This is a genomic window from Lactobacillus gallinarum DSM 10532 = JCM 2011 (assembly GCF_001434975.1).
GTDB lineage: Bacteria > Bacillota > Bacilli > Lactobacillales > Lactobacillaceae > Lactobacillus > Lactobacillus gallinarum.
Genome location: NZ_AZEL01000026.1, coordinates 77,063 through 98,438 on the forward strand (window position 1 = coordinate 77,063; position 21,376 = coordinate 98,438).

The window sequence follows — 21,376 nt, forward strand, 5'->3', positions numbered from 1 at the left end:
ATTATAAAATATGATAGTTTACTAAGGAAAGAAACGAAAAAATGACATTAAAAATTGAACACTTAACTGGGGGCTATACTGGTGTCCCAGTTATTAAAGATATTAATTTGGAGATTAAGCCAGGAGAAGCACTGGGCTTAATTGGTTTAAACGGTGCGGGTAAATCGACTACGATTAAGCACATTTTAGGTTTGCTTAGACCACAGAAGGGTAAGATTTTACTCAATGACGTGAATTTGACGATGCAACCAACCAAATTTAAGCGGCAAGTTGCTTATATTCCTGAAACACCGGTTTTGTATCCAGAATTAACGTTAAAGGAACATTTGGAATTAACCATGCTTAGTTATGGCCTTGATGCAAGTAAGTCATGGGATCGAGCACATGAATTGCTTAAAATGTTTAGATTAGATGATAAGCTTGATTGGTTACCAATTCACTTCTCTAAAGGGATGCGACAAAAGGTAATGATCGTGTCAGCCTTTTTAGCAGATACAAGCTTGCTCGTTATTGATGAACCATTTACTGGGCTTGATCCACTTGCGGTAGCCAATTTGATAGATTTAATTAAGCAGTCAATTGCTAACGGCAAGATGGTGCTGATGACTACTCACGTATTAGCTGATGCGCAACAAGCAATTTCTAATTATGCTGTTTTAAATCGCGGAACAATTGAAGTGATTGGCAATTTGCAAGAAATTCGTCAGCACTATGGTTTAAGGCCTGATGATCCATTTGATAAACTCTATTTAGCTTTGAATAGAGAGGATAATGGCAATGCGTGATTTAGCGAAAAAAAGGTTAAACGAAAACCTTAAGCAATCAGTTAAGTATTTAACACTGGTTTTCAATGACTTCTTTATTTTGGCTTTGATCTTTTTATTCGGGGCTTTGATGTTCTGGTATGCACAAGCCATGAAGTCGATGCCGACTAATTTGTGGTTTTATAAGCCATTAGTGGGACTTTTATTGTGGTTGCCATTATTAACAGGGCATTTAGTCACGCTTTTAAAAGATGCTGATATGCAGTTCTTGTTCACTCAAGATGAGCAGATGGATGAATATCTCAAACCAATGATCAAGTATAGCTTGGTTTTGCCAACAATCTTGATTGTACTCTTAGGGGGAATTTTATTTCCATTTGCTACGATTAAGGCAGGAATTCCAGTCTGGTCATATGCTTTAATTTTAATTGGGACGATTCTCTTAAAGGCAGTCATGATATTAATTGAAAAAGAGAATTTGTATTTTTACTACAATTTTCCTAATTGGGTTAGCTTATTAATTACCTTGGTGGTTTTATTAATTGGTAGCCTTGGTTCTTATGTATATCCGATTGAAGTCATTGTTTTAATGATGATGGGTCACTTAGGTACAAAAAAAGATAAGGGAGTTTTTAACTGGCGCTATGCCATTGAAAGTGAAAAGGCAAGAAAAGACCGCGTTTACAGTATCTTTAGCATGTTCACCGATGTTGAAGAAAAACAAGTGACGATTAAACGTAGAAAATATCTTGATTTTCTTTTACCTAAGGCAATTGCTAAAGAAAATCCTAACTTATTCTTGTACCGGAGATCACTGCTTAGAAATCCAGAATACTTGAATTTATTAGTTAGAATGACAGTTTTTGCCATTTTGATTTCCTGGCTAGTACAAGATTGGCGCTGGGCACTTGGTTTGTCCTGCTTAGTTATTTTCTTGACCGTTTACCAATTATTGCCAATGGCAACCGAATTTGATTCAAACATCATGTATCGTGTTTATCCCATTGTGCGTGATAATCGCGGGAAAGACTTAGTCAAAGTCTTAAATTTAGGACTTTTGATTCAATGGTTATTAGTCAGCGTATTCTGGTTGATATTATTGCCAATTGATTCTCATCTTTGGATTAGTATTGTGGTATTGTTTGTCTTCACGATGATTATCAATTATGGTTATTTGCCAGTTAGAGTTAAACAACAAAAAATAAAGAGATAGGAATTGAAAGAATGAGATTAAGAAATAAACCTTGGGCTGTAAAGCTCGTTAATGAACATCCTGAAAGTGTTTTGCAAAATCCTGACCCTGACAAGAAGATTGATTGGGCAGCACGTTTTGGTAATGACAATCCGATTGAAATTGAAGTAGGTTCTGGTAAAGGACATTTTATTACTACATTAGCTGAAAATAATCCCGATAAAAATTATGTAGCACTTGAACTTCAAACTACTGCAGCTGGGATTATTTTGAGAACTAAGCTTGAAAAGGGTCTAGATAACTTACAAATTTTGCGTGGGGATGCGGCTGATATTAACTGTTTCTTCCCTGAAAACAGCACAAATGTCATTTACTTAAACTTTAGTGATCCATGGCCAAAGACCCGCCACGAGAAGCGTAGATTGACTTATAAGAGCTTTTTAGCTAAATATCAACAAGTCTTAACTAATGACGGTCATATCGAATTTAAGACAGATAATTCTGGTTTGTTTGCTTATTCTGTGCAAAGTATGAATAATTTTGGGATGCACTTTGATTTCGTTTCAGTAGACTTACATCACGAAAAGCCTGAAATCGTGGAGAAGAATATTGAAACTGAATACGAGCATAAATTTGCTGCTAACGGCAATCCAATTTATGCATTGCATGCAAGTTTTGAAGCATAGCACTTGTAAAATGAATTTTTAATCATTAAAATACTTATAAATAGTAAGCTGATAATGAGGGATAAAATTATGGAAAAGATTAAAGAATTAACAGAAGATCAATTAACAGAAATCACGAAGTCAGGCCGCGTTGTATTGGAATTTTCTGCAAACTGGTGCCCTGATTGCCGTTTCTTAGATCCATTCTTGCCAGAAATTGAAAAAGATTTCTCAGATGCTAAGTTTTACCAAATTGACCGTGATGGCTCAATGGATGTTGCAAAAAAATTAATGATTATGGGAATTCCTTCATTTGTTGTCTACCAAGATGGCAAAGAAATTGGTAGACTAGTAAATAAGGACCGTAAAACTAAAGATGAAGTAGAAAACTTTTTACGATCACTTGATTAAAAGGAGAAAATAGAGAAGCATGATTACTAGTACTAATAAAGAAGCTTATCCTAATACTTTGATCGTGATTATGGGTCATGATGAAGGCCGTAGTTCATTTGAAGAAAAAGAAGATGTTACTCGCGTAACTAACGATGAAGGCAAGACTATTGGTTTTAACTTTTTCAATGTTGATAAGTTAATCGACTTTGACAAGTTGACAAATGGTCCAGTTAAGCTTTCAGATGATGAACTTGCAGCATTAAATAAGAAGCTTGCTGAAGTTGGTTTTGATGATAAGTTAGCTTATGGCAAGCCAACTCTTGTTTACGGCTACGTTAAGACCTGTGAAAAGCACCCAGATTCAGATCACCTTCACGTAACTACTGTTGAAGTAGGTGACGGTGAAGAACACCAAATCGTTTGTGGTGCTCCTAACATTGCACAAGGCCAAAAGGTTGTTGTTGCTCTTCCAGGTACTTTAATGCCAAATGGTGAACAAATTTGGCCAGGCGCTCTTCGCGGTGTTGATTCATACGGTATGATTTGTTCAGCTCGTGAATTAGGACTTCCACACGCACCACAAAAGCGTGGTATTATGGTTGTTCCTGACAACTTTGAAGTTGGTGCAGAATTTGAACCAACTAAGTGCGACGAATTGATCGCTAGTGGTGAAATCACTTTATAATTTGAAAAGGCATTAGGCTGCTAAATAGTAGTCTGATGCTTTTTTTGATACGTTTAAATAAAAAAAGTACGTTTTGCTAAACCTTTTTGTAAAAGCAACTACAATAAGAGTTGAAGAAGGCGTTTTTTATGACAAAGAAACAGAAAGCGTATTAGAAGATAAGAATTTAACTGACAGTGAAATCTCACAAGAGTTAATTGATAAAGATAATTCGACCGAAAATGTTAAACCATCTGAAGTTGATTTCTTACGTAAAAAGCCAGATCTAGCAACTCAAATTGATTTTACATTGTTAGGTAACCTTACTGGATTATCCAAGGAAGCTAAGGAAGAAGCAGCAGTTACTGCGGCTAAATAATGCTAAACAGAAGATATTGTAATAGGTCAATATAGATAAAAGAAGCGTTGAGAAAAAATCCAATGTCATTAAGTTAAGACATTGACAATTAAGGGTGCTTTTTTAGAGATCGAATCATTTGGATTCGATCTCTTTTTTTGTATAAAATAAAGGCGAAAAGACCTGCCTTTTCGCCTATCTTATATATTTTAAACCTTCAAAATTATTGCCAGAAAGCTGGTGTTAATTATGAAAGCCCTTCATAAGAATATTCTAGAACGTCTTGATCAAATTATCAATAATACTGGGGATCATATTCACGATTTTATTAATAATCCTCATGCTTTTACCAGGAAACGCACTTTGGATGCAGCGACAGTCCTTAAAACTACAATTAACATGCAAGGTCAGAATTTAAACAGTGAACTCTTTAGAGCTTTTGGCGAAGATGCAACTAAAAAGAACGATAAAGTAGTTAGTACTTCTGCCTATGTTCAACGCAAAAGCCAGCTTTCTCCTGCTTGTTTTAAACATATTCTGACTGTTTTTAATCAAAATCTATTTAATATTCAACTTTTTGATCATCACTACCGTTTGTTTGCCATTGATGGCTCTGACTTTAATCAAATCTGGAATCCGAAATCGAATAACATTGTACAAGCTTCTTCTCATAAAAAGAAACCCTATTGTCAAATTCACGTTAATGCCTTATATGATCTATTGAATAATACCTACCAGGATTGTATTTTTCAGCCTAAATCAGAAATGGATGAACGCAAAGCGGCTGTTCAAATGCTTAAAGCTTTGAATTGTGGTCCATATATTGTAACAATGGATCGTGGCTACACTAGTTTCAATATGATTGAAAACTGCAATCGCCTGCCTAACTGTCATTACATAATACGAACTAAGGCTGGACAAGGCGGAGTTAAAGAAATAACGACATTGCCTGATCAAGAATGTGATCGTGAGATTTCCTGCCTGGTAACTACTTCTAACTATTACTACATCACGCATAAAGCCAGTGAGAATATTCACCATGTCCAGCATCATTATCGCCAATATATTAAGTATCGCTCTAAAAATACCCAGGATCTAAGCTGGGATTTTGGCGAGTTATGCACAATAAAATTTCGAGCCTGCAAATTTAGAATTAATGATGCCAAATCAGGCAAAGAAGAATGGGAAGTGGTGCTAACCAATCTTGATCGAAAAAATTATCCGCTAAAAAGAATTAAAGAGCTTTATCATCTGCGTTGGGGTATTGAGACCTCCTTCAAGAAATTGAAGTATTCTTTAGGCAGCGTACAGCTCCATTCCAAACAAGATAAATTTATTGAAATGGAAATTTATGCCCATATGATTATGTTTAATGCAATCAGTCAAATTGATGCACAGGCCTATATTCCGCAAAAGCATTGCAAGTATCAATATGCCATCAATTTCAAGCAATCATGCTTGATTATTCAGAGCATGTATTTAGCTTCTTCTTTAACGCAAGATTTTGAACGGATCCTTATTCAGATCAGCTATTATACCATTCCAATTAGACCAGGCCGCAAGGACAAGAGAAATATTAAGCCCAAATCAGCTGTATATTATTTATATCGCGTAGCTTAAAAAAGCAGAATCTGTGCTATGCCTTATTTGTTGTACGAAAAAAGCACCAATTTAACCAATTAAATGTTAAATCAGTGCTTTAAAAGTCTAATATTAATTGTCAATGTCTTAACTTAATGACATTGCCTAGTTGGCAATACTTTTAAAGACATTTATCGAATCATTTTATTCGATAAATGTCTTTAAAGACTACAAGCAATTGCTTTTAAGTGTTCACTACTTCTAATCAGTATTATAAAGTTTCATTTAGATTGATTAACCTTGATTTATCAACGTTTTACGAAGATAAATTAAGGCTATTTTTTCGCGTAAAAAAATGACGCAATAGTAGACGCTAAAGTCTGATTTCTTTTGCGTTTAATACTATAATTGGCCATAATAAAATTTTTAAATCTGCTTATAGGTGATTAAGATGGAAAATACAATTTTAGTTGGAAGTGCATTAAAAAATAAGAGAAAAGAATTGGGACTATCACAAAAAGAAATGGTTGGTTCTGTTTTGTCTGTTTCATATTATTCGAAAGTCGAAAGAAATTTATTTGATATAAATGTAAATGATTTAATGAGGATTTTGACTTTACACGGAATTGATGTTGTAAGATTTTTTCGAGAAATAAAAACAAATAAACTTTCAGAACAGGAAATATTAACTAAAAAATTACAACAGGCTTTTTATGAACAGAATCTCGATAAAATAAATCACATTGTAACACGAATTGAAGAACTAAAATATGATGACCATTTAATTTTGTTAGCTAAATTAATGAAATGTTCTATACAAAAAAATTTGAAGCATATTAGTTCTGAAGAAAAAAGAAGGATTAAAAGCGAAATCTTTAATACTGATAATTGGGATACTTTTTTATTGCAACTTTTTAGTACTTCAATGATTATTTTTAGTTTTGAAGAACTAACTGTAATGGTTAATTCTATCTTTAATCATTTTAAAATGATTAAAGATAGTGATAAATACGTTCAAGAATTAATTGCCTCAATAGCTATAAACTATTTGCAAAATTGTTATGACAATAATAATCCTAAAAATATTGATAGTGCCTTAAAAGAAATAGAATTATTACCAGAAGATCCATTATTTATAGGATATAAAGAATTAGCTCTATATTACAAAGCGGTTTTTGCCAGGGATAATTTATCTAAAGAAACTATTAGAAAAATTCTATCGCTAAGTGGATACAGTAATTTTTTAAAATTATTGCCAAAATAATTTTCAAATTTGATAATTGTAATAAAAGAATCACCTTAAATTACTATAATAATCTTATATTTTTATAGAGGTGATTAAAATGGTTATTGTTCCAGAGCCATATGGCTTAATACCAGAAATTAAGTTGTATAAATAATTATCAAATTTGAAAAAATAAAGACTACATTAAAATATAAGAATAAAATTACAGTACAAAGTTTAAAAATTTATGTTTTTAAACTTTGGAATTTATCAATGAGTTATGGAAGGCCAATAAAATGACAGAATCTGCTTTATTAGACTTAAAAATTGATGAAAGTGCAGTTAATGCATTTGATGCAAAAGGTTATGCAAAGAGTTACTCAGCATATACTCTTGAAAAGGCTAAAGTTGATTTTGAATACTTAGCTAAATTTATTCTTACAAAGGATCAGAGAATTTCAAAACGTAGTAGCATTGTATCGCAATTAATTAACTTTGAAAAAAGTTATATTTTTAATGATCAAAACATAGATAACTATGTTGATCCTATTCTCAAATATTTAGAAAAAGTAAAAGAAAAATATAATAACTGTAAACCAAAATATTATAGTGTAGTGATTTCGCTTCTACATATGCATTTTAATAGATTTCTCAAACCAACTAAGAAGGAAGAATATCAATTAAATTTAAATATACTGGAGTATGAAAAAGTGAAGTCAGATAGGAAGAAATATGATCAAAATAGAACAAAAAATTAGTAGGATTTTAGATCATTCTCTAGATAGCTGTATACAAAATCTAAAGGAAAAAAGTACTGATATTGGAGTTGCAAATGGACTTGCGGGTATGAGCATTTTTCTTTCAGATATATATAGAACTACAAATAGTGTTGATAAAAAAATATTGATAAAAAACACAAATTTGAAAATTACACAAGCAATGATCAACTCTATAAATAAAAATAATGTATCATTGTCCTTATTTAGTGGGTTATCGGGTGCGGGTACGGCTTGTCTTGAAATGGCAAAATACGATTCAAATTATCTGAAACTATTAACACAAATCTCTCTAATAATAACTAATAAAGTTGAAAAAGTTTTTGCTGTTGAAAAATATCAACAACAAAATATGATATTTGCAGTATATGATCTATTTAATGGATCCGTAGGAATTTTAGATTTTCTTTTTCATGCAAATGAATTAATACATTCTGCGAGAGTTAATAGGGGGATTGAACAACTTATTAACTTCTTGATTAGGATATCTTATGTAGATTTTAATGATATATCGCAATCTCCAATATATCTATTAAAGAAAAACTTACCTGAGAATGGTGAATCAAGAATCTTATTACCTAATGGCGGCTTGTTTATGGGAATGGCTCATGGGTTGGCTGGTATATTGAGTATCTTATCAGAAGTGTATTCTAGATTTAGTTCACCGGAACTAAAAGAACATATTCAACGTTTATTAAACGTATTTCTTAAGTTTAGAAATAATAAAACACTATATCCTGAATGTATTACAGCAGTTAAAAATACATCGATTTCTTCATTAAACGGTGGCTGGTGCTTTGGATCTTTAGGAATATTGAGAGCTATGCTTAAGGCTGCAAGGAGTATAGATAATGTTTTACTAATTAATAAATTACAAAAAGAATTTGAATTTGTATTAAAAAATTGGAAAACAGATATTAGACCTAATTCACTAATATTGTGTCATGGACTGATTAATGCAATATATAGCTCTTATATCTTATTTCTTGAAACAAAAGAAGAAACTTTTAATTACTATATGAATGATATGCTGGAATTCTTATTGAGTCATGTCAATTGGAATAAAAGATATTTGTTTTCGGATGTTTCTATGAATCTTTATGATAATAAGTGTAGATATGAAATGGGAATTTTAGAAGGTGAATTGGGAGTTAGTTTGGTATTGAATGCAATAAGTCATAATGTAAGATGGCAAACTGATTGGATATTTTTATATTAAAAGGTGACCATTATGAATCCAAACTATTTTAAAGCCAACTTCAAGATTGCAATAAAATCAAAAAAGAACTTTCTTTTGGTTTGTTTGCTAATAATTTTTATGACTTTTTTCCTATTTGTGGTTGAATCTCAAGAAATTGGAGATGGAGTTCGTCAATGGCGTGATTATGCAGAATCAGTCCAAGTAAATACTGATTATTTTGATGGAAGCTCGCTTCGTAATAAACGTTATAAACAAACTTATGATAATTTGAATAAACAGTCAGCATATATTGCTGATTTACAAAATGGTGAGGCATTTAATGATCCACAATCTTATTTGAAGGGATCAGAAAACTTAATAAAAACAATGATTGCTGGTTATAGGAATAACTATAAAGGTGCAAAAACGCTCAATGTTCCTGCAAAATATGAACTATATCAGCGACTGGTTTCATACAAATATCTTTATAAGCATCATATCCCAATAGTGATGAATTCAGAATCTTCGTCAACATATTTAATTTATATTTTGTCGCTAGTAGGCTGTTTTATTTTTCTTTATGTACTTTTCGTTTCAAGTGATGTATGGATGCTTAAATTAAATCATCCAACGGTTTTAAAGAATATTCCATATCGAATTGAAGATGAAGTAAAAGGTAAGATTAATATTAATTTAGCCCTAACAGTTATTCCGCTACTAATAGGCATGATAGGGGCATATTTATTTGCTGGTATCCGTAATGGCTTTTCTGATTTAAGATACCCTGATGTTTTTTATTTTACTAAAATTACTGCTATCTCTTTATGGTTATACTGTTTGCTATTTTTACTTTATAGCATTGTAATAGTGATTTTTGCTACATCTTTAACTTTGGTACTTAATCAAATAACTAAAAATGTTTATTTGAGTATTTTAATAGGGATGTTCGTTTATACGATCTCATTCCTTCCAGAAAAAATGAGCAAATATTTATTATGGCTTCCCTCGACATATTTGAATATTACTAAAGTATTTAATGGAACTGTAGCTAATATAACTAAATTCTCCTTTGTAAATTGTTATATGGGTGTGTTCGTATTAATGGTGTGGTCATTAATTTTAATGATCTCTTTTCGGTGTTTAGTCGATAAGGGGAGGGATGCATAGTGAAATGGCATTATTTTCTTTTTCAAGTAAAAACATTCTTTACGAATCCTAAAAATATTGGTTTATACATAGTTACTGCATTGTTAGCCTTATATTTTGGGATAGTAAGTGTCCCTGATCACCACGTTATTAATCGCATTGATCCATATGCCATTAAAAAAGAATATAAAGATGATACTGCTTTTCTTAAAGTTGCAAAAAAAGAATTTTTACAAGCAAATAAACCTAATTTAACGGTTATTCCTAGTCAGGGTGCAAAAAATGCAATTGAAACTTATCCGACAATACTTAAATATGATAAAAAAAGATTAGTTGCTTTAAAAAGAAAAGATTGGAGAACATATACCCTATATTCAAGTAAATGGTTTAAATATGTTGATCATTTGATTTTTGTAAAAGAAAATAAGAATTTTATGTATCCAGTAGAATATGGGCACAATGGAATTTATAAAGAGAATGGGCATTTTGGTTATCAACGAACTCATCATTTTTATAATGCACTTTTGACTAGTCATGCCAATCTAAATAAAAATGTGTTGGAAGAAAATACTGCTTTACAAAGAATCCAAAATTCCTTATCGGGATGGACAACTTTGGTTTTAATAATAATCGTCATTTTTTGTACAGCTGACATTTTTCCGAGAGATAAAAAGTACCGTACAGTTATTACAAATATCCCTTTGAGTAAAAGTACTGTATTGTGGGTAAAGACAGCTGTAGTTGAACTGGGCGTTCTACTTGATTTCTTGATGGCTTTTATTATTGCAGTAGCATGCATTGCTCCTAGATATGGATTAGGCTCCTTTAATTTAAGAACCACTTTTTATACAGGGAGATTATATTTTAAGATACCGTTTACTTATCCAACTTTAGGTATGTATTATTTGCAATTACTTATATTTACCGTTGTAATTACATTCATTTTTATTCATTTAACGATGCTATTATCTTTGTTATTCAGAAATGAATATGTTGCAGAAATTGTGGCAAGTATAGTTGCTGTAAGCGGCAAGGTGTTTTATTTTTCAATGGGAATGGGCTTTGTTCATCCATTTTTACAGCGATTGCCTACAACATATTTTACAATCGGTGATAGTTTGTCTGGCAATTTATCTTACATGATGGATTCTCCTGGATGGGGATTTAATGAAGGGATAAATTCATTAATGTTAACCGTTATAGTTATTGAAGCAATTATATTTTTAATCTGTAGAACAAAGAAAATTCCGTTAATTAATTGAGGTGAAAAGTAAATGTTAAAAATACAGCATGTGACCTTATCTTTTGGTCAAAAGAAGATTTTTAATGATTTATCCCTAAATTTTGAAGAGGGAACAATTACCGGATTGGTTGCACCAAATGGTACAGGAAAGTCTACTTTAATAAATATAATTTTAAATAATCTTACACCTCAAGTTGGCTTTGTTGAGTATGACGGTCTACGTTATAAAAATGAGCGTGATATTGTTAGACTACATAAAAAAATATGTGCTTTCCCTGATCAAAGTGATTTATTTTCATTTATGACTGGAAGAGATCATTTAAAACTTTATGCGAATTTATGGGACAATTCTAAAATATCTGTTGATGAAATTGTTAATGAACTTAATATGAATGCCTATGTTGATCATAAAGTTGAAACGTATTCACTTGGAATGAAACAGCGTTTATGTTTTGCAATGGTTGTAGTTGCAGATACACCAGTTATGTTGTTAGACGAAGTCATGAATGGATTGGATCCACAAAATGTTTCTTTAATATCTAAAGTACTTGTAGATCTAAAAGAGAAGAAAAAAACAATTATTATGGCTTCTCATTTATTGCAAAACTTACAAATGTATGCTGACCGGATTTTATTTTTAAAAGATGGTGGGGTAATTCAAGATTTTGATAATAGAGGACAAAATAAGCAATACTTAAAGGTTCGAATGTCATCAGAAGTTTCAAAGATACTGGTACATCTTAAGTATGAAAAATTACCTGATGGATTAGTTTTAATACCTATTTCTAAGAATAAAGCAAATGCTTTAGAAAAAATAACTGTCGAATTATTACAGCGTAATATTCAATATTCAGTAGATAAAATTAGTATTGAAGACCTATTTAATAAGATTTACGGAAAATAATATCCAAAGGTAGATAAAAATATCGTCATACTTCTATATATTTATACCTTAGTGTGTTTATCATAGAACCAATAGAAATTAGGTTAGTGATCCTATCATAATGTGTTTTAAATGGTGATCTAATAATTGTAGAAAGTGAACGTTATAAGAACAGTTCTAAGCTTATTTGTAGGATTTTAATTGCTATATTTTAGTAGATTAAGGGAATAACGTAATGAATAATAATGCATATTAGCATGAATTAAGTTCAGAAGATAAAACTAAAATATGTTTAAAGTTAGCAACTTTGAAGTATAGTATACCTAATGATAAATATGTTTTAACTAAAATTAAAGATAGAATGGGACAAGAAATAGAAGAAAAAATTAATGATGGTTTGAATCTTGATCGTATTTCGCAGATCACAGAATATTGAATTGCATCTGATTTGAGAAGGTGATCTATTTATAACTTCATCTAATACTTATAAGTATCTTACACTTGAAATGTATAAATTAGGTAATATTCAACTTAATTCTGCAAAGATACGTTACTGCACTTTATAATAATTTAAGTTACTTTAAATTGTTTCAAGATATTGGGATCATCACTGCATATTTGCAAAAAATGCGCTGAAAAGGCAAAGAAATAAAACTTATGATCTGTTCTTGGGCGACCAACAGGATGTCTACTATTATTTTAAACTTGGTTAAGTCTTTGTCAGATCAGTGCAATCATATCTTTTTAGTTTCTTCGTGTGATAAATAAGATGATCGAACAATGCATCATAGTCAAAGTCCTTTGCGTTTTGTAGTAGATTATTTATTGCATTCAATAAATAAATAATTATAGTAAACGTATTTTAAATTGATATATTAACATCAATTATGCTGTTAAAGCAGATGCTAATTATAGTATAAAAGAAACTCATAAATTAAGGAATTCTACTAAATTAGGTTTATAGAGAAAATATTTAAAATGTCATTAAGTTAAGAATTGACAAATCTGGTGCCACCTTTTAAGACATTTATCGAATTATTTTATTCGGTAAATGTCTTTTTTAGTAACACAAATAAACTGTCAAGAAGATAGTTCTTTTCAATTAGTTTAGGCTGCTAGACGATAAGGAAAGCCAATCACTAATTTATTCTTTAAATTTCGCTTGTCTTTTCTCCCTGGTCTAATGGTGTAAGATAAAATGACATATTTAATAATAGTTGCGTAAACCCCTTATCAGAGTTATCACTTGAATTAAAATATCGACGCCAAACACAACAAGCCATTTTAAAGTCTATTTGATATTGATATTTTCCCTGAGTATACGGTTTTGAGCTTGCAATTACTGATAAGCTCACAGCGTTATACATTGCAAAATGAGCGTATATCTCCATATAAACAAATTGATCTTTTTTAGAATGAAACTGGATACCACTTAAATCATATTTAAGCTCCCTAAAGGAAGTTTCTATTCCCCAACGAAGGTGATAGATCTCTTTCATTCTAGCTAGAGGATATTCATTTCGATCCAAATTGGTGATGAGTACTTCCCACTCATCATCTGAGCCTGGTGGATTAATTCTAAACTTACATACTCGGAACTTTACATTGCATAAATCTTCAAAATCCCAGCGCTGATCGTAGGTATTTTTAGATCGAACGGCTTTATAGTGATGCTTTTTGTGGTGTATTAAGTGGAGAAATTTTTCAGTATCTTTGTGAATCATATAATAGCGATGCAATGAGGTTACTTTGCACGAAAGGTCAATATCACATTCATGCTCTGGCAATACAGCGATTTCTTTAATGGCACCATATCCAGCTTTAGTTCTGATAAGATAATGACAATTCTTTAGTCTGTTACAGTTTTCAATTAAGTTAAAGCTGCTGTAGCCGCGATCCATTAAAACTAAAAAATCTTTTTCTCGCTTGTCCAGATTTTCTAACATTGTCAGCGCAGCTTCACGTTCATCCATCTTTCGATGAGGCTGAATAATCAAATCTAAATATAATTTATTCAAGACATCGTAGAGAGCATTTACGTGAATCTGACAATATACTTGGCCCTCATTATTGTTAAAAATGTTTTTCGATTTAGGATTAAATGGCTGGTCAAAATCAGATCCATCAATCGCTACAACTAAATACTTATCATCCAACAATTGTAGTGTAGTACTTTCACGACTGAGTTCTAACATAATTTCCTTAAAACATTCGGGCTTTAATTTAGCTTTCTGCTGTTCAAAAGCTGAAGTAGTCATTCTGAGATTCATATCAGGAAATGCATGAAAGATTTCCGAGTTTAAACTGCCGGCTCCTATATTTAGAATTAGCTTAATCAAGTCAACGACATTGAGCTTGCGACAACGGGTAAAAGCCTTATCTGAAGTAGAGAAAGCATGAATATTAGCGGCAATTTTATTGATAATATTGTCCATCAGCTTTAGAATATTTGAATGAAGGGCTTTCATAATAATACGACCTTTCTAAAATTATTTGAAAGACCTGAAAATTTAAACAAGTGAAGTGAGAAGAGACATTTTCTTCTCACTTTTTATTTTAGAAAGAAAAAGAACCGAATCAAAATGATTCGGTTCATAAAGTCCAACCTTCGTCAATGTCTTAACTTAATGACATTGGAAAAAATCTCAACGCTTTTTTTGCCGTAAATCAAATTCCATCCTAGAGTAATTAACCAAGGTATAATAAAACTGTAAAAGTTATTGAAACAAAGCCACAAGGGAGTGGAGAAAATGAAACTCAACAATAAAATTTTATCCAGTGCAGCGGCTGTTTTAGCAGCAGTTTCTTTAGGATTAATAACTTCTCAAACAGTTAATGCACAAAGTATTACTTTACATAAAGGCTACGATAAAACCGCAACGCCTTATATTAGACAAAAAGGCGAATTTATCCATGCCAATAAGAGTATCAAAATTAAGAATTATAAATTCTATGGTCAACCTATTTTAACTAAGGGTGACAAAGTGGTTTATGCTAGTGCCACAACACCACGTCTTATTAACCAGGAACCTTATTACTATATCGGCAATGGTGGATATGTCAAACAAAATAATGCGTATGTAATGAAGGGCGGTACATATGTACTTACTAGAAATTCATATGTCTACGATAAAAATGGTAATAGACTGAAGACCTACCGCGGCAAGCGTGCTTACTTGCCATATAACACTAAGATTAAGTCTCCAAACGGTGAGGAATACTACCGTAAGCCTTATACTTACTACAACATTGGCAAGAACATCTATATTCAAAGTGACCAAATTGCTAAATTAAATGGCAAGGGAGTTTTATTCGTTTCTCAAAATAGTTCCGTTTATAATTCTCGCGGTCAACGTCAAAGACAAGTAATTAAAGCAGGTCGATTAGTACCATATGCTGGTAAAGTTCAGGACAAAGGTGGCCAATATTTCTATGTGGCTAATAACAAGAACCATACTGTTCGTTCACTTAAAAGCTACAAGATTAAGGGCAACTATTACTTCAGAATTGGTAAGAATCAGTACATCAAGGCTAACAACGTAAATGCCATTAATGGTAATGCTCTTTATACCAAAGGTCCTATCAAGGTTAAGATTGTTGCCGATACACTTGCTTACAATCAAGACTTCCAACAAATCAATAAGCTGTACAAGAAAGGACAAACTGTAACAGCCGATATGGTGGTTCAAACCGGTATGGGAGACTATACTGCTTCTTACTATCGTGTAAAAGGCGGTAAGAATCCAGTTTATATTGATACTGGTTTATATGAAGAAAGCAGTCCAGACGTTCCTTATGTTTGGAGTGGTGATAATGGTCCAACTTTAGTTAAACAATATCTTAGCGGTGAAGATGCGTACAACATGCGCTATAGTGTGGCTGACTTCAAGATAGGTCAAACTGCTTTCTACAACGTCAACGGTGAAAAGGTTGATACTAAATTTGACGGTGATGAGTTGGCCGTTAACCAAAAGCTTTACTTGTGGGATGCCAAGGAAAACAAAGCTGAATTGTACTACCATGTTCAAAACTCATTGGTTTACAAATCAGGTGCAGAAGACGATCGTCAAAATACTGCCTACAGCAATCTCTATGTCAAAGCTAGTGATGTAGCACTCAGTGGTAGAAAGCTTAAGACCAGCAACACAGAAGCTGAAGCAAAAGCAAATAGTGCATTAGCAACTGCTAGTGAAAAGACTTCACTTACCAATGCAATTTCTGATGAAAGTACTGTTAAGGCATCAGATAAGTATCGTCTTGATAATTGGGTAAATCGTAGCTTGTACGACCAAGCCATAGAAAATGCGAAGACTGTTGCAGCGGATAAAGATGCAACTAAGGCTGCAGTTAACGAAGCTTTATGGCAAGTTAATTTTGCTAAGAAAAACTTGAAGGGTGCTAAAGTAAAAGTAAAAGACATCAACAACTTAACGCCACTAGAAGCACAACAAGTTTTGAACTTAATGCGTCAAGCCTACAATAGTGACAAGACATATCCAATGGTTAGCGTATATCAAAAGTGGGCACACAAGCCAGGCTATTATCCAGCAGAAGGTTGGAAAGGTAACCAAAAGACAAGATATTACTTAATCCCAAGCAGCGGGGCTAAAAAAGTACTTCTAAAGTTCTCTGATTTTGCTACGGAAAAATGAAATAATGTTAGAATAAAAGACGAGTATTTTTAACATTATGGAGAGTTAAATATGTTAGATAAAAACAAACAAATTTGGTTTATTGGTATTAAAGGAACCGGTATGGCTTCCTTAGCACTACTTCTTCACGACTTAGGCTACAACGTTGCCGGTAGTGATATTGAAAAGTACACCTTCACTCAAGTTCCACTTGAAAAAGCTGGTATTGAAGTTAAGGACTTTGACCCAAGCAACATCAAGAGTAACGATGAACAAGTAATCGTTAAGGGTAACGCCTTCAAGGAAGATAACCCAGAAGTTAAGGCATGTCTTGATAAAGGCGTTAAGTGGCAAAGCTACCCAGATACTGTTGAAGAAATCGTGCAAATGCACACTTCAATCGGTATTTCAGGTACTCACGGCAAGACTTCAACCACTAGTCTTTTGTCACACGTTTTAGGTGAAGTTGCACCAACTACTTACTTAATTGGTGACGGTCGTGGTAAGGGTGTTCCAGATTCACGCTTCTTCGTTTACGAAGCTGATGAATACCGTCGTCACTTCTTGGCATATCACCCAGATTACCAAATTATGACTAACATCGACTTTGACCACCCAGACTACTTCAAGGATCAAGACGATTACACCAGCGCATTCCAATCAGCAGCTGATCAAACTAAGAAGGCATTGTTTGTATGGGGCGATGACAAGCGTCTTCAAAGCCTTAAGACTGATATTCCTAAATACACTTACGGCTTTAACGACACTGATGACTTCCAAGCTACTGACATTAAGAAGTCAACTACTGGTTCTAAGTTCCATGTTTTAGCACATGGCAAGGATCTTGGCGAATTTGAAATTTACTTGTTTGGTGATCACAGCATTTTGAACTCAACTGCTGTTATTGCGGTTGCCTACACTGAAAAGGTACCAATGGATGACATTCGTGATGGTCTTCTTACCTTTAAGGGTGCTAAGCGTAGATTTAGTGAAAAAGACTTTGGCGACATTGCAGTTATTGATGACTATGCTCACCACCCAACTGAAATGCGCGCAACTATTCAAGCTGCCCGTCAAAAGTTCCCAGACAAGAAGTTGGTTGTCGTCTTCCAACCACATACTTTCTCAAGAACTAAGAAGTATCAAAAAGACTTTGAAGAAATCTTACGTGGCGTAGACAAGGCTTATGTAACTCCAATTTATGCTTCAGCTCGTGAAGCTAACGGCGATATTTCAAGCGAAGACTTAGTTAAAAATATCCCAGGTTCAGAAGTTATTGACTTAGATAACATTGCTGATTTAACTAAGAATAAGAATTCTGTCATCGTATTTATGGGTGCCGGCGATATTCCTAAGTATGAAGATGCTTTTGAAAAATTGCTTTAATTGAAAGATAAGCATGAAAAAACTGTTCTCAATAAGAGAGCAGTTTTTATTTTGGCTAATCTTTGATTTTATCCTTGAGATCCAGGCTCTTTTCATAAATAAAGTAACCGATGATGCAGGTGATGATATCACTGGCTGCTTGAGCCCAAACGATGCCGTGATAACCAAATGTAGCTTTCAAAATCTCTAATGCGATAAAGTAGACAACGCCTTGACGAGTAATTGCCATAATGAAGGCGGCCCAAGCATTACCTACTGATTGGAAAACGGTAGTGTAGACCAAAATGATACCAACAATTGGTGTGGTAATAATAGTGGCAATTAACATATAACTACCAGCGTTGACGATATCTGGTTGATTCATAAATAGGGCGGTGACTGGACGAGCAAATAAAATTAATAATCCACCTGAAACTACAGCATAGACAACTTGGACAAGAATATCGAAGTTCAAAATTTTCTTTAGTCGTTTCCAGTTTTTGGCACCGTAGTTGTAGCCGATTAAGGGCTGAGAACCAAAGGCAAAGCCGACGATTACCAAGATAACGATACTATAAATTTTTTGGGTGATTCCCATTGCGGCAACTTTGTTTGCACCGTATAGAGCTAAAGATGAGTTAAGAAGTGCCATGCCAAAGCTTTGAGCGAAGTTGGTGATTGAACCGGGGATGCCGATTGCTACGATATCTTTGATTGTTTTGCCGCTAATTTTGCTATATTTTAGCTTTAATTTGATGTAGTCAGTTTTGTATAAAACGTAGTAAATGAGAATAGCATCAGTGACTAGATAACCTGTAACGTTGGCAATCCCAACACCGATTGCACCCATTTTGAAAGCAAACAAGAAAATAGGATCAAGGATGATAGCTAAAATGGTTCCCGTCATTGTAGCAACCATTGCTTGGGTAGCTAAGCCTTCTGTTCTGATTAAGTTCTGCGGAATGATTGAAAAGATAATTGGAGCAGCACCAATTGATATTACACGATAAAAATCGGCGGCATCCTGATAAGTGGCAGCTTTTGCTCCTAAAAGATGAAGGATCGGATTTTCAAAAATTAGTAAAATAGCTGTTAGTATTAAACCAGTAACAAGTCCACCGATCATACAAAAACTGCTTACACGTTTACTTAATTGATAATTTCTTTCACCGAATAGCCGTGAAATTAGTGAAGATCCACCGAGCCCAAAAATGTCAGAAACAGCGATTAAAAAGGTAAAGAGCGGGGTACCGATCGTGATTCCTGCTACCAAGTTTGTATCACCAGTTTTGGCAACAAACATTGTGTCTGCCAGGTTGTAGATCATGGTAGTGATCATCCCTAGAACAACTGGCAATGCTAGCTTAAAGTAGACCTTTTTGATCGGGGCTTTAGCAAATAATTCATCCATAAATTTTCTCCTACATTGAAAAAAGCGACCTAGAAAGATACTTTGAGGAAAACCTCACGATTCTAGGCCGCCATATATTATCGTTAATTTAATTTTAGCATATTATCTTAATTAGCAAGGTGATTACCTAAATTGAAGTTGCCTTGGAATTCATCTGTGGTGCTTTCTTGATCCATACCATATTCGGCATCGTCGCCCCAGTAAATGTATTGTGCGTTTTTACCTTTGGTGCCAGCAATTCTGAAGTAAAGGCCAGCTTCATCACCTTCACCAGTGGTCTTGGTGGCATCTACCTTAACTTTTTGACCAATCTTGAGCAACTTGCTGGTTGACTTAAGCTTATTATTCAAAACATGGATTTTGTTTAAAATAGTGGCTGTAGTGGTGCCAGAAGCTTGGTAAAGAGTGTTGCCGTTGACAAAGCCAACATTTGAAGCATAGATATAAGCGCCATTACCTAAGGCGTAGAATGGCTTGCCCTTGATAGTGGTTGTATTCAAACTTCTCTTTTTAGATCCGCTAAGATTTGAGAAGTAGTAAAATACGTCATTCTTAGTTGTGGCGTGGGTTTTAGCTGGTGTTTTAACTAACATATATTTAGGGATGAGTGACAAACCATTGAAAGTAGTGCGGTGACCGTTTTTATCATAAATGCGAGAGTTGGAACTCAAGATTAAAACATTTTGTCCATCCATTGAGCTAACATTCAAAGATTTGATGTAGCGTTTTTTACCGATGTTAACGTAAGAAGCGGTAGTGTAGTGGTAGTTCTTAGAAGTTTTTGCATCTACTTTTTTACCTTGGATCAGGATAGGCTTGCCATAATATTTAAAACTTGAGCCTGATTTAACCGTTGAAGCAACAGTCATCTTCTTGCCATTGACTTTTTGGGTAGTGGTAGTGGCATTGCCTTTGCTGTTGAAGACTTGAACTGTGCCGTTAAAGGATTTCTTGAGAGTAACTTTACCTTTTTGTGATTGCGTAGCTGCTTGAACTGTGTGAACAGGTTGATTGATAATGGCAGCTGCTGGTGCAACACTGATTAATAAAGCTGCTGCGATAGTTGCTAATTTTTTAGTAGTCATATTTTGTCTGCTATATAAAACATGGAAATATGTAGAAGAATACGAATTTCCTACATATCAGAAAGATATATTTTTCCTTTCTTTGTTTCATTTACTGTCGTCTTCACTAGTATTCTGATATTCCAAATAGGAGTAATCACATTGACTAGCTCTTACAGCTTAAGGACCTAGCCAGCCCTGTTTATTTTCTTTATTTTGCCAAAGCTAAAAGATTTAAAACTGCATTTTCATCGCGATCATTCTTGTAGCCACACTCATAACAGACATACTCATTATGTTTGGTACCATGCTTTTTATTGCCCTGCAAAGTGATCTTTTCCTCGCCTTTTTTGACATAGCCACACTGAGCGCATCTTTGAGTTGATGGGTATGTTTTATCAGCCAAGATTAATTCTTTGCCATACCAATCACACTTATAAGTTAGTATTCGTCTAAACTTGCTAAAAAGTGATCTCTGCATTCCTTTTGAAGCTACATGCGTCATCATCATTTCTTTGACTGCCAAATCTTCAATTACAATTTGATCGTAATTATTAACAAGCTTAGTAGTAAATTTTTGTAATAGATCGTTTTGAATATTAGCTGCTTTGCGATAATCTCTTTGCAGTTTGGTTCTCACTGCAAAGTAATTATTTGATTTTGTAGCTAACTTACCGTTAACTTCTCTTTTACGTGCCAGCATTCTTTGATAATGCTTAATACGCTTATAAAGCTTTTGCAATTTAGCAGGCAAAATATTGATTTGCCCCTCGGTATAGTTAAAGTGGCCAACATTGACATCAACTGCTGTCTTTTGCTGGGTTTTAGCTTTTAG

General features: G+C 33.4%; 19 protein-coding genes. 15 read left to right on the forward strand and 4 right to left on the reverse strand.

Annotated features, from left to right (window positions below):
* The first annotated feature begins 41 nt into the window (after window positions 1–41).
* From FC37_RS04215 to FC37_RS04275, 13 genes are all read left to right on the forward strand, one after another.
* The gene (locus tag FC37_RS04215; protein WP_025005551.1) at window positions 42–785 is read left to right on the forward strand and encodes an ABC transporter ATP-binding protein; all 744 of its coding nucleotides are present in this window, start codon (window positions 42–44) and stop codon (window positions 783–785) included.
* On the forward strand, window positions 778–1,977 hold the full coding sequence (locus FC37_RS04220; RefSeq protein ID WP_025005552.1) for an ABC transporter permease: 1,200 nt from the start codon (window positions 778–780) through the stop codon (window positions 1,975–1,977). Before FC37_RS04215 ends, FC37_RS04220 begins: the two co-directional genes overlap by 8 nt.
* Window positions 1,978–1,988: 11 nt before the next feature.
* On the forward strand, window positions 1,989–2,642 hold the full coding sequence (gene trmB / locus FC37_RS04225; protein ID WP_025005553.1) for a tRNA (guanosine(46)-N7)-methyltransferase TrmB: 654 nt from the start codon (window positions 1,989–1,991) through the stop codon (window positions 2,640–2,642).
* A 69-nt stretch (window positions 2,643–2,711) separates the two neighbouring features.
* A complete protein-coding gene (locus FC37_RS04230) occupies window positions 2,712–3,032 on the forward strand; it encodes a thioredoxin family protein (protein ID WP_025005554.1) in 321 nt (106 codons plus the stop codon).
* A gap of 19 nt (window positions 3,033–3,051) precedes the next feature.
* Window positions 3,052–3,699, forward strand: coding sequence for a YtpR family tRNA-binding protein (gene ytpR, locus FC37_RS04235; RefSeq protein WP_025005555.1), 648 nt, complete (start codon window positions 3,052–3,054; stop codon window positions 3,697–3,699).
* A 73-nt stretch (window positions 3,700–3,772) separates the two neighbouring features.
* On the forward strand, window positions 3,773–4,057 hold the full coding sequence (locus FC37_RS04240) for a hypothetical protein (RefSeq protein WP_025005556.1): 285 nt from the start codon (window positions 3,773–3,775) through the stop codon (window positions 4,055–4,057).
* Between the two features lie 228 nt (window positions 4,058–4,285).
* The gene (locus FC37_RS04245) at window positions 4,286–5,656 is read left to right on the forward strand and encodes an IS4 family transposase (RefSeq protein ID WP_025005557.1); all 1,371 of its coding nucleotides are present in this window, start codon (window positions 4,286–4,288) and stop codon (window positions 5,654–5,656) included.
* A gap of 412 nt (window positions 5,657–6,068) precedes the next feature.
* A complete protein-coding gene (locus tag FC37_RS04250) occupies window positions 6,069–6,881 on the forward strand; it encodes a helix-turn-helix domain-containing protein (RefSeq protein WP_025005558.1) in 813 nt (270 codons plus the stop codon).
* A 257-nt stretch (window positions 6,882–7,138) separates the two neighbouring features.
* A complete protein-coding gene (locus FC37_RS04255; protein WP_025005559.1) occupies window positions 7,139–7,600 on the forward strand; it encodes a lantibiotic dehydratase C-terminal domain-containing protein in 462 nt (153 codons plus the stop codon).
* On the forward strand, window positions 7,575–8,837 hold the full coding sequence (locus FC37_RS04260) for a lanthionine synthetase LanC family protein (protein ID WP_025005560.1): 1,263 nt from the start codon (window positions 7,575–7,577) through the stop codon (window positions 8,835–8,837). The genes FC37_RS04255 and FC37_RS04260 overlap by 26 nt, the downstream gene beginning before the upstream one ends.
* 12 nt (window positions 8,838–8,849) lie before the next feature.
* A complete protein-coding gene (locus FC37_RS04265; RefSeq protein WP_025005561.1) occupies window positions 8,850–9,965 on the forward strand; it encodes a hypothetical protein in 1,116 nt (371 codons plus the stop codon).
* Window positions 9,965–11,206 carry a tellurium resistance protein TerC gene (locus FC37_RS04270; RefSeq protein WP_025005562.1) on the forward strand — a complete coding sequence of 414 codons (1,242 nt, stop codon included), beginning with the start codon at window positions 9,965–9,967 and terminating at the stop codon, window positions 11,204–11,206. Before FC37_RS04265 ends, FC37_RS04270 begins: the two co-directional genes overlap by 1 nt.
* 12 nt (window positions 11,207–11,218) lie before the next feature.
* Window positions 11,219–12,091, forward strand: a complete 873-nt coding sequence (locus tag FC37_RS04275) for an ABC transporter ATP-binding protein (RefSeq protein ID WP_025005563.1) — start codon at window positions 11,219–11,221, stop codon at window positions 12,089–12,091.
* 1,130 nt (window positions 12,092–13,221) lie between these two features.
* Here FC37_RS04275 and FC37_RS04280 read toward each other — a convergent pair.
* The gene (locus FC37_RS04280) at window positions 13,222–14,538 is read right to left on the reverse strand and encodes an IS4 family transposase (protein ID WP_236697277.1); all 1,317 of its coding nucleotides are present in this window, start codon (window positions 14,536–14,538) and stop codon (window positions 13,222–13,224) included.
* Between the two features lie 282 nt (window positions 14,539–14,820).
* Here FC37_RS04280 and FC37_RS04285 point away from each other — a divergent pair, with 282 nt between their 5' ends.
* Window positions 14,821–16,722: an SLAP domain-containing protein gene (locus FC37_RS04285; RefSeq protein ID WP_025005564.1), complete on the forward strand. Its 1,902-nt coding sequence runs from the start codon at window positions 14,821–14,823 to the stop codon at window positions 16,720–16,722.
* Between the two features lie 51 nt (window positions 16,723–16,773).
* Window positions 16,774–18,087 (forward strand): UDP-N-acetylmuramate--L-alanine ligase, encoded by a 1,314-nt coding sequence (murC, locus tag FC37_RS04290; RefSeq protein ID WP_025005565.1) that lies wholly within the window; start codon window positions 16,774–16,776, stop codon window positions 18,085–18,087.
* Window positions 18,088–18,142: 55 nt separating this feature from the next.
* Here the strand turns inward: murC and FC37_RS04295 are convergent, their stop codons facing one another.
* From FC37_RS04295 to FC37_RS04305, 3 genes are all read right to left on the reverse strand, one after another.
* Window positions 18,143–19,477, reverse strand: a complete 1,335-nt coding sequence (locus tag FC37_RS04295; protein ID WP_056945504.1) for an MATE family efflux transporter — start codon at window positions 19,475–19,477, stop codon at window positions 18,143–18,145.
* Between the two features lie 107 nt (window positions 19,478–19,584).
* A complete protein-coding gene (locus tag FC37_RS04300; protein WP_025005566.1) occupies window positions 19,585–20,562 on the reverse strand; it encodes an SLAP domain-containing protein in 978 nt (325 codons plus the stop codon).
* Between the two features lie 190 nt (window positions 20,563–20,752).
* The coding region (locus tag FC37_RS04305; RefSeq protein ID WP_156400656.1) for an RNA-guided endonuclease InsQ/TnpB family protein at window positions 20,753–21,376 on the reverse strand (624 nt) is incomplete at its 5' end.